This window comes from Oceanobacillus damuensis (genome assembly GCF_001618145.1).
Taxonomy (GTDB): domain Bacteria; phylum Bacillota; class Bacilli; order Bacillales; family Amphibacillaceae; genus Oceanobacillus; species Oceanobacillus damuensis.
Genome location: NZ_LQNF01000021.1, coordinates 23502 through 38707 on the forward strand (window position 1 = coordinate 23502; position 15206 = coordinate 38707).

Annotated in this window: 15 protein-coding genes; 11 read left to right on the top strand and 4 right to left on the bottom strand. The window is 37.8% G+C overall.

What is annotated here, in order from left to right:
• Positions 1–517 precede the first annotated feature (517 nt).
• The 4 genes from A4245_RS20805 (at position 518) to pdaA (ending at position 3956) form a co-directional block, all read left to right on the top strand.
• Positions 518–640, top strand: coding sequence for a hypothetical protein (locus A4245_RS20805; protein ID WP_267886917.1), 123 nt, complete (start codon positions 518–520; stop codon positions 638–640).
• 207 nt (positions 641–847) lie between these two features.
• Positions 848–1654 carry a YfkD famly protein gene (locus A4245_RS13255; RefSeq protein WP_084268797.1) on the top strand — a complete coding sequence of 269 codons (807 nt, stop codon included), beginning with the start codon at positions 848–850 and terminating at the stop codon, positions 1652–1654.
• A 148-nt stretch (positions 1655–1802) separates the two neighbouring features.
• A complete protein-coding gene (locus tag A4245_RS13260; protein ID WP_067728708.1) occupies positions 1803–3113 on the top strand; it encodes a Na+/H+ antiporter family protein in 1311 nt (436 codons plus the stop codon).
• Between the two features lie 51 nt (positions 3114–3164).
• Positions 3165–3956, top strand: a complete 792-nt coding sequence (gene pdaA / locus A4245_RS13265) for a delta-lactam-biosynthetic de-N-acetylase (RefSeq protein ID WP_067728709.1) — start codon at positions 3165–3167, stop codon at positions 3954–3956.
• Between the two features lie 101 nt (positions 3957–4057).
• Here pdaA and A4245_RS13270 read toward each other — a convergent pair whose 3' ends face one another.
• Positions 4058–5350: a sensor domain-containing protein gene (locus tag A4245_RS13270; RefSeq protein WP_067728711.1), complete on the bottom strand. Its 1293-nt coding sequence runs from the start codon at positions 5348–5350 to the stop codon at positions 4058–4060.
• A gap of 693 nt (positions 5351–6043) precedes the next feature.
• Here A4245_RS13270 and A4245_RS13275 point away from each other — a divergent pair.
• The 3 genes from A4245_RS13275 to A4245_RS13285 all read left to right on the top strand — a co-directional run bounded on the left by A4245_RS13275 (position 6044) and on the right by A4245_RS13285 (position 9489).
• Complete coding sequence (locus A4245_RS13275; protein WP_067728713.1) at positions 6044–8182, top strand: ATP-dependent Clp protease ATP-binding subunit; 2139 nt, start codon at positions 6044–6046, stop codon at positions 8180–8182.
• A gap of 380 nt (positions 8183–8562) precedes the next feature.
• Entirely contained in the window at positions 8563–9120 is a 558-nt protein-coding gene (locus A4245_RS13280) for a nucleotidyltransferase domain-containing protein (RefSeq protein ID WP_067728715.1), read from the top strand.
• 180 nt (positions 9121–9300) lie between these two features.
• On the top strand, positions 9301–9489 hold the full coding sequence (locus A4245_RS13285; protein WP_067728718.1) for a hypothetical protein: 189 nt from the start codon (positions 9301–9303) through the stop codon (positions 9487–9489).
• Positions 9490–9562: 73 nt separating this feature from the next.
• On the opposite strand, the gene A4245_RS13290 is transcribed toward A4245_RS13285, so the two are convergent.
• The gene (locus A4245_RS13290) at positions 9563–9808 is read right to left on the bottom strand and encodes an SHOCT domain-containing protein (RefSeq protein ID WP_067728719.1); all 246 of its coding nucleotides are present in this window, start codon (positions 9806–9808) and stop codon (positions 9563–9565) included.
• Positions 9809–10154: 346 nt separating this feature from the next.
• Between A4245_RS13290 and A4245_RS13295 the strand changes: the two genes are divergently transcribed.
• From A4245_RS13295 to A4245_RS13310, 4 genes are all read left to right on the top strand, one after another.
• Complete coding sequence (locus A4245_RS13295; protein ID WP_157087721.1) at positions 10155–10475, top strand: hypothetical protein; 321 nt, start codon at positions 10155–10157, stop codon at positions 10473–10475.
• A 450-nt stretch (positions 10476–10925) separates the two neighbouring features.
• On the top strand, positions 10926–11321 hold the full coding sequence (locus A4245_RS13300) for a hypothetical protein (protein ID WP_067728724.1): 396 nt from the start codon (positions 10926–10928) through the stop codon (positions 11319–11321).
• Between the two features lie 540 nt (positions 11322–11861).
• Complete coding sequence (locus A4245_RS13305) at positions 11862–12161, top strand: outer membrane protein assembly factor BamD (RefSeq protein ID WP_067728726.1); 300 nt, start codon at positions 11862–11864, stop codon at positions 12159–12161.
• Between the two features lie 212 nt (positions 12162–12373).
• Positions 12374–12679 carry a monooxygenase gene (locus tag A4245_RS13310; protein WP_067728727.1) on the top strand — a complete coding sequence of 102 codons (306 nt, stop codon included), beginning with the start codon at positions 12374–12376 and terminating at the stop codon, positions 12677–12679.
• A 271-nt stretch (positions 12680–12950) separates the two neighbouring features.
• Here A4245_RS13310 and A4245_RS13315 read toward each other — a convergent pair whose 3' ends face one another.
• Entirely contained in the window at positions 12951–13544 is a 594-nt protein-coding gene (locus tag A4245_RS13315) for a LysE family translocator (RefSeq protein WP_234402418.1), read from the bottom strand.
• Positions 13545–13888: 344 nt separating this feature from the next.
• Positions 13889–15163: a M20 family metallopeptidase gene (locus A4245_RS13320; RefSeq protein ID WP_067728728.1), complete on the bottom strand. Its 1275-nt coding sequence runs from the start codon at positions 15161–15163 to the stop codon at positions 13889–13891.
• Positions 15164–15206 lie beyond the last annotated feature (43 nt).

Consider the following 15206-nt stretch of genomic DNA (forward strand, 5'->3'; position numbering starts at 1 on the left):
CGGGGAGCAGCGTAAACTAATTTCATTCTAGTTGTGAAGGTCAAAACCTGGGAAGGAAGTGTCGGAAAAGGTCTTCATTAAGGTTATGAAAGTCAAAACCTGGGAAGGGAGCGTCGGAAAAGATCTTCATGGAGGGTATGAAGATCAAAACCCGGAAAGGAAGCGTCGGAAAAGACCTTCATGGAGGTTATGAAGATCAAAACCCGGGAAGGAAGCGTCGGAAAAGATCTTCATGGAGGGTATGAAGATCAAAACCCGGAAAGGAAGCGTCGGAAAAGATCTTCATGGAGGGTATGAAGATCAAAACCCGGAAAGGAAGCGCCGGAAAAGATCTTCATGGAGGTTATGAAGATCAAAACAAGTGAAGGAAGCGCCAGAAAAGACCTTCATGGAGGTTATGAAGATCAAAACAAGTGAAGGAAGCACTGGAAAAGATCTTCATGGAGGTTATGACGATCAAAACAAGTGAAGGAAGCACCGGAAAAGATCTTCATGGAGGTTATGAAGATCAAAACAAGTGAAGGAAGCACCGGAAAAGATCTTCATCAAGGTTATGAAGATCAAAACAAGTGAAGGAAGCGCCGGAAAAGATCTTCATCAAAGTTATGAAGGTCAAAACAGAGAAGAACTCGTCGAATAAGGCTTTCATCAATGCTATAAAATCAAACGTTGAAAAAGATTTTCGCCGATTTTATGAAGGTAAAACCCATGAAGAAAGCTCCAATAGAACTCATTACCCAATCAGATTTTCTTTTCCGCCCTCGATTAATTCACGCCATTTTGAAAACTATTTTCCAGGCAGTGCATAATTTAGCCTTAATCGAAAAAAATAGGGGAAAAGAAAGGAATGGAAAACATGAAAATAAAAAAAATAGCGGTATTTGTAATTGCAGCTCTCTTATTGTCTCTTATTTTTCCTTCAGCGGGCTTGGCTGAAAAAGAATCGGAAAATAAAGAAATGGAAATACCGAGTCATGTTTTAAATATATCTAAGGAAAATACGTATCCAAATTCTACAGAAGATCAGGAAGTTATTGAACCAAGTGAATTGACTCAGGAGTTACTGGACGAACTGTCAGTAGCGATTGAAAATCCGGATCTTATTAAAATGCTGAATGAGACATCAATCAACCCTTCCCCAATTTCGATAGGATATCGAGGAATGATTTACCTTGGGAGATGGGCATTGAATTACAATTCAGAGGAATCGAATATCAATTGGGAATATCAGCAGATTAACCTGAATGAGTTAAATAATCTTGGTGGAAACGAAACGGAAAATATGAATTATATCCAACAGGAACAGAAGGAAATAAAAGGTGCACTGACAAATAAGATAGCCAACCCGGATGATGTGAAAAAAATGATGCTTTTAAAAGCGAAGGATAAGACAAAACTACCGCTTTCCTATAATACCATCATAGGAAAAAACACAAAAAAAGATAATTCCTATGGTGTCCCCGCAAAGAAATATGGAACATTGCAAGCATATGCCCCGGCGGTCAACGAAAAAGGGCAAGTGACATTTGGGGAAGTGTACTTGAAATTAAAGGGTTCAAAGAAATCGATTGAAATTAAAAATGTAACAAAACAAGGTATAGGTGGATGGATTCCGATTCAGGACCACATTTCCTTTTCCTATAAAACAAAATAGTTTCAGCACTCCACCCTGTAATTAAAATGCAGGGTTTTTTTCATAAAAAGGGGTTGCTTTTTTTGCATCAGTGCTTTATCATGGTAAAGTATTAAAGGGAGAGAAAAATTGGCTCATCATAGATTGTGACACAGGGGGAAGATTTAAAATGGAATGGGTTGTTATTATATCGGTTTTAGTAATGATGATTTTGAGTTTGCTGCGTGTAAATGTGATCATCGCCATCATCGCTGCAGGCTTAACGGCCGGAGTATTGTCTGGCCTATCTGTAGTAGAATCAATTGAATTACTTGTTAGTGGTATGGGTGATTCATCGAGTACTGCATTAAGTTATATTTTACTTGGAGCATTCGCCGTGGCAATCAGTTACACGGGGATTACTTCCGTTTTAGTTACCTATCTTATTCGCGTACTGACAGGTAAGAAAACAATGATGCTGCTGGCGATAGCGGGTGTAGCATCCCTATCTCAAAACGTGGTTCCTGTCCATATTGCATTTATACCGATTTTAATACCACCACTTTTAAAATTGTTTGATCAAATGCGTATGGATCGCCGGGCTGTTGCAGTTGCACTTACTTTTGGTCTTAAAGCACCTTATATGATGATACCGGCAGGATTCGGTCTGATTTTCCATGGCATCATCATCGAAGGCATGGAAGCAAATGGTTCTTCCATTACAAATGGGGAAACTGTATTAGCGATGCTGATTCCTGGTTTGGGGATGGTTGTTGGACTATTGATCGCAATTTTCATTACGTATAGAAAAGACAGAGATTCGATACCAGGTGCAGGGGGCTCCGGAGCAACCATCCAAATGCCGGAAAACCAAACGGTTACTTTTAATAAAAATCACAAACTGACGATTGTTGCGATTATTGCCGCACTAATCGTTCAGATTATCACCGATAACCTTATACTGGGCGCATTAACTGGTTTATTGTTTATGTTTCTGTTACTTGTCGTGCCATTTAAAAATGGAGATAAAGTCATGACAGAAGGAATCAGCATGATGGGTACAATCGCGTTCGTAATGCTGGTGGCATCCGGTTTCGGAACGATATTAAAAGAAACGGGTTCAGTGGACGCATTGGTTGAATTATCAACCGGATTTTTAGGGGATAATAAAGCACTTATTGCATTTATTTTATTATTGGTAGGTTTAATGGTTACTTTAGGAATAGGTTCCTCATTTGGAACAATTCCTATACTTGCGGCATTATATGTTCCAATTTGCATGGCAGCAGGTTTTTCGCCTGTTGCAACAGCAGCACTTATCGGGACGGCCGGAGCACTTGGAGATGCTGGTTCTCCTGCCTCGGACAGTACACTTGGACCGACAGCTGGGTTGAATGCAGATGGGAAGCATCACCACATTTGGGATACTGTCGTGCCAACCTTTGTCCACTTTAATATTCCGTTAATCATATTCGGATGGGTTGCTGCAATGGTACTATAGAATAATTTTATAATAAATAGGAAAAGGTAAGAAAAAAACAGGTGGGTTGCTATGCGAAATTTTAATGCAGCATCAATCATCATTTTTCTTACCTTTTTTATTTGTTTTATGGAGCCTTCCACATCGCAAGCATTTGGCTGGGGATACAAGAAGAACTCCGAACATAAAATACCTGAAATCGGCTCTTACCAGCAGTTGCTAAAAAAATATGGAGCCTATTATGTGGATGACTCTGGTGCAAAAAATATCTATATTACCTTTGACAATGGATATGAGCAGGGGCATACCGAAGAAATACTGAATGTGTTAAAGAAAGAATCTGTCCCGGCAACATTTTTTGTGACAGGTCACTATGTGAAAAGTGAACCGGAACTAATCAAGAAAATGGTGGATGAAGGTCACATCATCGGAAATCACTCCTACCACCATCCGGATTTTACGATATTATCGAAGGATGCAATACAGAAGGAGCTTGAAACACTTGAAGCGGCAGTGGCAGAAGTGAGTGATCAAAAGGAAATAAAGTTTTTGCGACCTCCAAGGGGAGTGTTTAATGAAAACACATTGCGGTGGGCAAACGAACTGGGTCTTATCCACGTATTTTGGTCCCTTGCTTTTACAGATTGGGATGTTAATAAGCAGAAGGGTTCGCAATATGCCTATGATCAAATTATGGCTCAGATGCACCCAGGTGCAATCATTCTGATGCATGCAGTCTCTTCCGATAACGCAGAAGCCCTGGAGCGTATTATCCAGGACCTGAAAAAACAAGGGTATGCATTTAAAAGTCTGGATGACCTGCTAATAAATGAAATGCTGCCAGATAGTTTTCATGGTTTATAAAAGCCAATAAAGTGTGCGGATTTTATAAAAGTCAGCACACTTTTTTGGCCAGAGAGTATAAAAAATTAGTGCAGCTAAAGCATTTGCCAAGCTTTAATAAGTTACTCGCGTATTTGGATGTTGTTTTTTCCTGCAGATTTGGCTTCATATAAAGCCAAATCTGCATTTTTTAGTATGGAAACTGGAGTTGCCTTTTCATCCGATACAAGTGCAATCCCGATACTGGCTGTAATTTTGAAAATGCTTTCTTTATAATACCAGGGTTCCTGTATGGCATTATGAATTCTTTTAACTATTTCGAGGGCATTTTCTTTCGTATTGATATTGGGGAGGATAACAGCAAATTCATCTCCACCGAGTCTTGCTGCTGTATCTTTTTTTTGGAGGCTGTCATCCAATCGTTTGGCTGCAATTTGAATGACCTTATCACCAAAATCATGGCCCATCTGGTCATTAAATTGCTTCAGGTTGTCGACATCAATCATTAAAACAGCTAGCCCATTTTTTGAAGATGCCATCGCAGTTGCAAGTTTTTGATTGAAATATCTCCGATTAGGCAAACCGGTCAGAACATCATGTAGAGCGAAATGCTCCAATTTACTTTCGTACTCCTTTTGATGTGTAATATCTCTCGTAATCAGAGCGAGGTGGATTAACTTCATATTTTCATCAAATACTGGAGTACCTGACAATTCAACCCAAATCCATCCTTTGGTGTTGTGCTTGTGCTTAAACTGCAATTTGCAGGATTGATCCTCATTAATTGCTGTGCTCAGTGCGTCGAGCAGTTTCATTTGATGTTCTGGATGTATAATGTTGATATAAAGCTGGTCAAGCAATTCATTCTCATCAAGGCCGAGATTTTCCTTATAGGAAGGAGATGCATACATGATTTTTCCTTCGTTATCCAACAGGGTGATAAAATCATGAGAGTTTTCCGCAATGATCCTGAATCGCTTTTCACTTTCCTTCAGCTTTTCATAAATCCCTTTATTCTCTAATTTAGTGATTCTTTCTTCTGTAATATCCGTCACCAGTGCCACAATATGAGTACAAATTCCTTGATCATTGCATAGCGGTGTAAGCTGAGTTTTCGAATATTGCTTGTCACCGGAAGCAGAAAGATAATAATCATGGTAGATTAACTTCTCTTTCGTTGCTGCTACCTGCCAATATTTTTCATATAGGTGATCGGACTTTTCTCTATCGTCTACGTAAACCGTCTTGATGCTGCTGCCAATTACGGCATCGGTCAAACCACTATTCTTCATTGCAGCGTGATTGAGAAATTCATAGTATAGCTCCAAATCAGCATCTACGCGAATAACGAATATCATGTTTTGTATACCATTCATTAAAACTTCTTCATATATGAAGCCAGCCGAGCTAGTCATGACAGCATCTTCCTTCTTTTACGTAAAGATTCGATTAGGGTACTATAGTCCTGAATTTCAACCTTTTTTAACGTACTTTTTCCTCAGAAAATTATATCACAGAGGATATCAAAGCGATATAGAAATTTAATAACATATAGGTTTGCTGAAGTATCGTCTGCCCCTGTTAAATGGGAGAGGAGTCCAGTCAAACGGTAGGGTGCGCTGCCAAATGGGAGAGGAGTTCAGTCAGCCGGGAGAGGATTCCATCCGGGCGGGAGAGAGGACGAGTCAGCCGGGAGAGGGTCCATCCGGGCGGGAGAGAGCACGCGTCAACCGGGAGAGGACCCCAGCAAACCGGTAGAGAGGCCGCACCGAACGGTAGAGGAGTCCAGTCAACCAGTAGAGAGCCCACACCTAACGGCAGAGCATCCCTCCAAACGAGAAAAGCAAAAACTCCACGCCCCACCTGGCCAGCTACAAAAGCTTAAGACTATAAATTTTGCATCGTAAAACCAATACACATCACTTACAAATAAGTAATCTTTTTCAATTGCACCATTTAACAACAGTGCCGCCATCTAACAACAGACAAAAAAACAAACAAAATACTTGAAAGTCAAAATAGGTCAGAGTATAATAAAGTCAAGGTCAAAGATAGTCAAAGTCAAATGAAAATGAAATAGATACAATATTTATAAGGAGGAATGGGAAATGCAATGTCAACAATGTGGTGTAAATCAAGCTAGTATTAACGCGCAAGTGCACATTAATAACCAGAAAATGGAGATGCATCTTTGCGGTGAATGTTTTCGTGAATTACAAGGGAAAATGATGAACTCGAATGACTTTTTCTCTAATACTCCGTCTGGAAACTTTAATGATGCGTTTGCCAATAACTTTTTCCAAGGTAATGGGGGAAGCAAAATGGAAACAAATACAAAGCAAAAAGCAAATAAAGGAAATGGCCTGATTGATCAGTTAGCCAAAAATGTTACGGATTCAGCGAGAGCTGGAGGAGTTGATCCGGTAATCGGCCGTGACAAAGAAATAAAACGTGTAGTTGAAACATTAAATAGAAGAAATAAAAATAATCCTGTCCTGATTGGTGAACCTGGTGTCGGTAAAACTGCTATTGCGGAAGGACTGGCAGTTCGAATTGTGGAAGGTAACGTACCGGCAAAACTACTGGACAAAGAAATTTATTTGCTTGACGTAGCGTCCCTTGTCGCCAATACAGGAATACGAGGGCAATTTGAAGAACGAATGAAAAAGCTGATTGAAGAACTGCAGTCCAGAAAAAATGTGATTCTATTTATCGACGAAATTCATTTGATTGTTGGTGCAGGTACAGCGGAAAGTTCACAAATGGACGCAGGAAATATTTTGAAGCCTGCCCTTGCACGTGGCGATCTGCAATTGATCGGTGCAACTACATTAAAAGAATACCGTCAGATCGAAAAGGATCCTGCACTTGAAAGACGTTTGCAGCCAATTATCGTGAATGAACCATCCATGAATGACTCAATCAAGATTCTGAATGGCATTAAGGACCGTTACGAAGATTTCCATGAGGTTCGCTACTCAGATGAAGCAATCGAAGCTTTCGTGACATTATCAAACCGTTATATCCAAGATCGCTTCCTGCCGGACAAAGCGATTGATCTAATGGATGAGGTAGGATCCCGTCTAAATCTCGCGAATGCCCAAAAGGATTCAGCATCACTTCAGCAACGTTTGGATGAGGTTGTAAAAGAGAAACAGGAAGCAGCAGATCGAGAAGATTATGAACGTGCTGCCAACTTGCGCTACCAGGAAATTCAGCTTCAAAAGCAAATGGAAAAAGCTGTTGATGGTGAGAAGACACTTGATGTCGATATCTCTGATATTCAATTGATTGTTGAAGAGAAGACAGGCATCCCTGTTACGAAAATGCAGGCAGATGAGCAAGAGAAAATGAAAAACATTGCTGAAAACCTGCGTAAGAAAGTCATTGGACAAGATGAAGCAGTCAACAAGGTTGCCAAGGCTATCCGCCGCAGCCGTGCAGGCCTAAAATCGAAAGACCGCCCAATCGGTTCCTTCCTGTTTGTCGGACCGACTGGTGTAGGGAAAACAGAGTTAACGAAAGTACTTGCCGAAGAATTATTTGGTACGAGAGATTCTATGATTCGCCTTGATATGAGTGAATATATGGAGAAACATGCCGTATCAAAAATTATCGGTTCACCACCAGGATATGTAGGACACGAAGAAGCAGGACAGTTAACGGAACGTGTGCGTCGTAACCCATATTCCATTCTATTGCTGGATGAAATTGAGAAGGCACATCCGGATGTTCAAAATATGTTCCTGCAAATCATGGAAGATGGACATTTGACTGACTCACATGGCCGAAAAGTAAGCTTTAAAGAAACAGTTATCATCATGACAAGTAACGCTGGTACTGGTGTGAAATCGGTGAACGTTGGTTTTAACAGCAACAGTCACGAATCTGTATCGACACTTGAGAAACTGAGCGATTACTTTAAACCAGAGTTCCTGAACCGTTTCGATGCAATCGTAAACTTTAATGAGCTGGCAGAAGATCACCTATTAGAAATTGTTGATTTGATGCTTTCCGAACTTGAAGATACCGTTAAAGAAAACAATATTTCGATTACAATTACGGATGAAGCAAAACAGGAACTTGTTCGATTGGGTTATGATTCCCGTTTTGGTGCACGACCTTTACGTCGGGTAATTCAAGATAAAATTGAGGACCAGCTGACAGATCTGATCCTTGAAGAAGAGACGATTGAAAACATCCATGTTGATGTTATAGAAAATGAAATTGCTGTCCAAAAAGCATAAATGGTGAAAACCGCTGACTCGTTCAGCGGTTTTTTATTGCAATTACAACGTTGGCATTCAATTAGAGCCGGGCTGTTTTTTCAAAGGGTTTCATTCAGAGTTACATTTACAAAAAATACAACTCAAATGATATTAAAATTGACTGATAAAATGACGCTCGATAGTCGTCTGAATTAAAAGGCTTTTATTATTAAAAATGGTAAGAATATCGTTTAGTTTTTTAAATATTAATAATATATGGTAAGATAACCTTGTGAAATTAGGTAATTAAACTATCAGGCAGGATACTTGAATAAACATCTTACCTTTTCCCTTGTTATAGTCTAGGTATAATGTTGTAACAGATCTTTAAAATAACCATGTATTTCAGGAGAGTTAATATGCTAAAGACATTATCTTTTATCGGAGAGAGATTAAAAAACAAGAATATAACTTGGGGAGTTGGTGGTTCACTTCTACTTAGTTTTTATAGAATAATTGATAAACCTAATGATATAGATATTCTGGTAGATGAAACAAATGCCACCAAATTAAATGAAATAATGTCATCGATTGGGAATCCGAAAGAAGCGTTAAGTTCTCACCCTTTTCGTACAATGAATTTTTCTAAATATAGAATTAATGGTATTGATATTGATGTCATGGGTGGATTTGCAATACAACATGACGAAGGGATTTATAAAATATTACTGCAACAGGAATCCATTGTAACCCATAAAAACATAAATGGAGTGGAGATCCCTTTATGTTCACTCGAAGATTGGTATATCCTATATTGTTTAATTCCAAACAAACAGGAAAAAGCGTCATTTATTGAAAGTTTTTTAAGAACTAATGGAGTAGTATATCCACAATTATTAGAAGAAGCACTGAAACAGTCTTTACCGCTTGAAGTAAAAGAAAGGGTAGAAAAATTATTAAGCAAAACTAGCCAATAATTTGTGAAGAACGCTACTTAAAGTAAACGGGTGCAAAAGCTAAACAATGCAATCATAAATTGATTGTCTTTTTCTTCAGAAACCGTTTTAAATATTATGTTAGCATTTAAAGGGGATTTTTTCACTATCAGGGCAGGATTGCTTAAGAGTGGTATTTATGGGAACAGGGGGTGAGCAAAATTGAATTATCAATACCCATATTGTTATCCAATTTACTCAGGAAGATCTGAAGCCAATATGCCCATGATGGGAATGGATGAAATGAAGCAAATGACGATGGAACATATGAAGATGACCCAACAAATTAAACAAAAGGTCGATATGATTGATGAACGTTTAAGGAAAATTGAAGAAAAAATAATGAGATAGCAAACAACTATCGCATCATTTTTTAATTAACGTGCTTAACGTTTCTAGGGTTATTCTCCGCAATAAAATTTTACTATTCTGTCAATTCATGTAGTCGTTGTCTGTACTCCTCGGTATCAATTTCTCCTCTCGAATATCGCTGTCTAAGTAATTCAACTGCTTTGTCAGTTTGGCTCGATTTATTTCTTGATGACAGTTTTCGTGTCACTAATACAATTAACCAAATAATTAAACCCCAGAACACTAACATAAAAATCCCGCCAAATATCATCATTGGGAAACCACCTCCAAAACATTCCGCCCCATTATTCCACATCATACTTGGAACCTCCTTAATAATCTGATTTAAATGGAATCAGATTCAATAAACATCCTTGAAGGATAAACCACAATTTCTATCTCTCCATGTTACTGGTCTATGGAACCAATGACAACCTTGTTGCACATCATGTATTTGAATCTTGTCGAAAAGCTTTGCCAAGTTCCAAGATGTAGGAATATCCTAAATCAAATTAAAAATTTATTGGTACAGTAGAGAAGTGACTGGCTATGCCACATTAACTGGTGCGATTTTTTAATAAAGGCAGTCGATTCTTGTGCTAAATGGCAGGTTAATTGAATAAAACAATTTTTGTAAAGGGGGTGATATAGGAGTGTTATCTGAAATGAATTTAAAGATTCGACTTTTGTTGGTTATTTCTTTATTACTAATCTTAGTTATAAGTGGTTGTAGTTTAGGAAAAGAAGGATTAGGAGAAGAAATTACAATAGATGAAGCTAAAACAATAGCATTAGAAGATGCACCAAGGTTTAAGCCCAATAATAACAACTTTGAAATCTGGAAGACAGAGAAAACTGACCAAGGATGGATTATTATGATTAGTTCCGGTGAACCAAAGCATAGAGAACCATCCCCAAACATTTATTATAAAATTAGCAGAAGCGGAAATATAATAGAACGTGAAAATATGGCATTGGGTGAATAACAAATATGTGCATTATCTTATTAAATTAAATGGTGCAAGAGTTAAATAAGGCAATCGGAATTTGATTGCCTTTTCTTTTTCTAATAACGTTAGGAATATTATGTTATCGTTAAATAAAAGATTGCTGAGATATCCGGCAGTTTAGTACAACAATAATTAACTAAGGTGAGAAATTTGTGGATATTGTGTCTTGGTATGTAGTCAGGTTTTTAATACCTATATTGTGCATTATATTTTGTGTAAATTTAGTATCTATATTGAAAAAGGTAAAGAACGAGGAAAAAACTACAGTTAATACTGTTTGGCTTACCATTTCTTTTACACTTATTATGTGGACCATAGCAATAGTAGCTTCATCAAGTTTTTATTAAGCTAACTGGTGAAAGAGTTGAAAAAGTTAAAACTAAAATCTTTTGCCAACCGTCTAATTTTGTAAAGGGGGATTGAGGGATGTTTAAAATAAAGATATTGTTAATTTTATTTTTATCAATGATAATGGTAGCGTGTAATAACCAAACAACACCTAGAAAATCAGGAAATGATATTGGCAATGCTACTGCTGCTCAAATTTTATTAGAGAATAAGGATGCAGATATATTTCCCCTAAATGGCATTGTATATACTAATGCAGAAGATATTAAATGGGTTAATAAAGAGGAATTAACATTAGGTGAAGAAGTAGGCGGGATAAAGAAACAAACCACTGATAGTGAAGAATTCGAAAATTATACTGCTACTAAATTGCCAGTTGGGACTGCAATATACAAACCTGTTGAAAGAGAGGACATATATATAGTAAAAATGGATGATAAGGAAATACGATATTTAGGATTGATAGAAGGATAATTTTATTAAACTGTGCTAACGGGTGCTTTAACCCAACAAGAGATCGTCAATACAGTTGCTCCTATTTAATTATCGGGACAGTTATGTTGAACAAGATTATTTTTGTTTTGATGGTAAAATATTGCATGGGGAGATGGTTTTATGAAGAAAATCGCAATAATTGTTCTGATTAGTATTGTTATTGTTATTGTTTTTGTTGGAGGTATGCTTCGGTAAACCTATATACTAAAGCTAAACTTAACAGTGTTGAAGAAAATGTAAAGGAACATAATTCTGAAATAACCACGGTAGAATCAATAAATAATGTTGGTTATTGGGGAGAATGATTCTCGGAATATTCATTAGTTGTTGTAATTGAAGGTGAAAAATATCGAGTGTGGACAAGTGAAGATGGAGAAGTTACAGATAAAATGCCAATAGATTGATATTGAGCTAAAGGGGCAGGTTAGTGAAAGAAGGACTGGTTTTTATTTTCCATAATTGAAACAATTGTTGGTACAAATTCGTCTATATTATAAAACAATTTTAGGGGGGTTATGAATGAAAAAGGTTACTATCGCTTTTTTAACTGTAACATTAAGTTTTGTTTTATTTGGTTGTAATAACACACAAGAATCACAAGATAAAGAACAAATTGAAGGGAAATCGGTTGCAAAAAACGGACAGTATGAACAGAAAGTCATTATTATGGATTCTGTTGATGAACCATTACCACCAGAGGCAAAAAATGTTCAATCTATGCCAAGTGAAAGTGAACCACAGCAAATTCCAAACGTAAATTTAAGTGATCCAATTATAATTACAAAAATGCCTTATTCTGAAAACTCAAAACCTCAATAGATTTTTTGCTTCAACAAACTGGTGCTTTAATATAACAATCAGATCGTCATTGGCGGTCTTTTTATACTAAATTGCAGGTTAGTTGAAGAGAGTTGTTTAACTTTGTTCAACAATCTGGCCATATTGTTGTATTAAGCGGGGAATGTGTATGAATGTTCGTCTAACTGATAAAATAATATTGATATAAAAATAAGCTGCAGGGAGCGTCAATGATGAAATATTTATTACAAGTTGATTTTAAAATGGAAGGGCCATATGGTGAAGAAATGTCCAAGGCGTTCGTTGATTTAGCTGAAAGTATTAACGATGAGCCAGGTGTGATTTGGAAGATTTGGACAGAGGATGCTAATGCTAAAGAAGCTGGTGGAGTATACTTATTCGAAACGAAGGAGGATGCAGAAAAATATTTAGAAATGCATTCAGCTCGTATAACAAGTTTTGGTATTACGGATATACGTGGTAAAATCTTTGCGGTAAACGAAACTCTATCACTTATTAATAACGCACCAATTAAATAATAAAAGAGGCTCAGAATGGTGGACATAAGTATATAAAAAAATGGCCACAAAAAAGAATTTAAAGGGTACAAGAGTTAAATAAGGCGATTATCTAAACAATCGTCTTTTTTTATTGAAATAATTTCTGAGTATTACGTCATCGTTATGACCAAGTAAAGTTATTTAACTATCTAGGCAGTTTAGTTGAAGAAGATAGCAGAATTACAGTGGGTATTTAAATGGCATCAGTTTCTTACAAAAAAGAGCACTGTATTCCAATGCTCTTCGTTCTTTATGATGCTGGTTTAGTTTGTAGTAATTTAATTCCCATAGCAATAAAAACAATCCCTGTTAATTTATTTAGGACAGTCGAAACTTTGGAATTGCCTCTTAGTTTTCTAGTTGCCATTGAAGAGAAATATGCAGTGATTAAACACCATATCCCTCCTGTCAAGGTAAAGGTAAGTCCTAAAATAATAAATGATACCGGAGTTGAAACACCTGAATTAGTATGAATAAATTGCGGAAGAAAGGCTAAGAAAAACAAAGCAACCTTTGGGTTGGTTACATTCGTTATCATACCTTGTAGGAATATCTTTTTATTGCTTTGCTTTGGCAATGATTGCTCTTCTTTTGTATCATTTTTTGTAGTTAACATCTTTATGCCTAAGTAAGCTAGATAGATAGCACCAGCAATTTTAATTACATTGAATAAAAAAGTTGATTGCATTAAAATTACCGATAGTCCAAATGCGGCAAGAAATGTATGTACCACTACTCCAGCATTAATTCCAAGGACTGAATAAATTCCAGCCGTCCTGCCTTGAGAAATACTTCTGCTCACTATGTACATAATATCTGTACCAGGAGTTAAATTCAGCAAGATTGCTGCAACTAAAAGTTAATAATTCCCCACATTTTTACGTCTCTCCTTTTAAATATCTTAATGTATTAAGGATCCTAAATCAATACAAAATTTGATAGCTATAAGTTAGATTGTGAATGATTGTACTTAAACAATCGGGTGCAATTGTGACCAAGGATAATGGCTTCTTGTGCTAAATGGCAGAAGAGCTGAATAAGAAAAGCATATCTGTGTTTAGTGAAGCATCCTCATAAAATAAGAGGCCGTCCACAGAAAATGTTATAAAACAATTTCGGAACAACCTCTTTTTTTATTAAAAAAATACACCTTTACCCATACATAAGTTAAGTAGGAGCGATTTAAAATTATCTAAGATAGTTGACTGCCATCTCAGCATACATCTCGGAAGATTCTACTAAGCTCTCCACCGAAACTCGCTCATCGTAACCATGGATAGTATGTTGCAGTCCAGGACCGTAAAGGACGGTATCAATGCCATGGAGCCGGAAGTGACGGGCATCACTTGAACCAAGCAAGAGTGTGCTAAAAATCGGTTCTTCCATTCCGAGGACACGCTGAATTCCCAGTTCTATGTCTCGCACAATTGGGCGGTGCTCTAATGTCCAGTTCGGGCTATTAAAAGGTATTATCGGTTCTATAACGGCACCTGGCGCTACAGAACTGACAAGATTCCTAGCGAAATCAAGTACAAACGCGGGCGTCATACCAAATGGAACCCGGATATCTACATCAATAATGCACTTATCTGCGACAACGTTTACATGTGCTCCGCCTCGGATTACACCTGGATTATAAGAGGGACGATAAAGAAGTTGTGAGAGCATGGGATTTTCTAGACGTTGGGATAGGAACCATTCTGTATTGTACAAAAGTTGACCAAGTTCTGCTGGAGGTTTCGCCTTGAGGTTCCAGAGACTGGCTAGTGCCTCGACCACGGCTGCTCCTCTTCGTATGGCAGAGATTCCAGAAATGGGTTGTTGGCTGCCGTGCCCGGGCTGACCTGGTATGGTCACTCGCATCCATGCCATGGATTTTTCGCCAACAATCGGATTGTAGGGGTACGTTGGTTCACCAATAAGACAAGCCTCACCCGTAATCAATCCTTGATCCAAGAGTGTGGCTACCTCAATGCCACCAGACTCTTCATCCGGAGAGGCAATAATTGCTAGGCTGCCTTTCAAATTAAGATTAGGGGCTAACTCCTGAAGAAGTCCGGCCACAAAGATCATTGATGCCAAGCCTCCCTTCATATCAGAAGCCCCTCGACCCAAAAGCATACCGTCTCTGATTTCTCCTGAGAAGGGGTCGAAGGTCCATTGGGAACGATCACCTGCAGGTACGACATCTGTATGTCCGCAAAATAGGAGCCTTGGACCAGATACACCGGTTAAGGGAGCATCACAGACCATGGTAACCGGCGTACTTTCACTACGGCGATGCTCGGTAATCAAGAATCCTTTTGCTGCTAAGTATTGGCTTATATGGCGTCCAATTTCTGCCGAGCGCTTCTTAAAATCGAACGATGGATTTTCAGATGGGATTCGAATTAATGAAGCAGCAAGTTCAACTAATTCCTGTTGCCTTGATCTTATTAACCTCCGAATCATTCTAGTACCCATAAAATCATCCCCCTATGTTCAGTATTTATTACTATTCTATGTG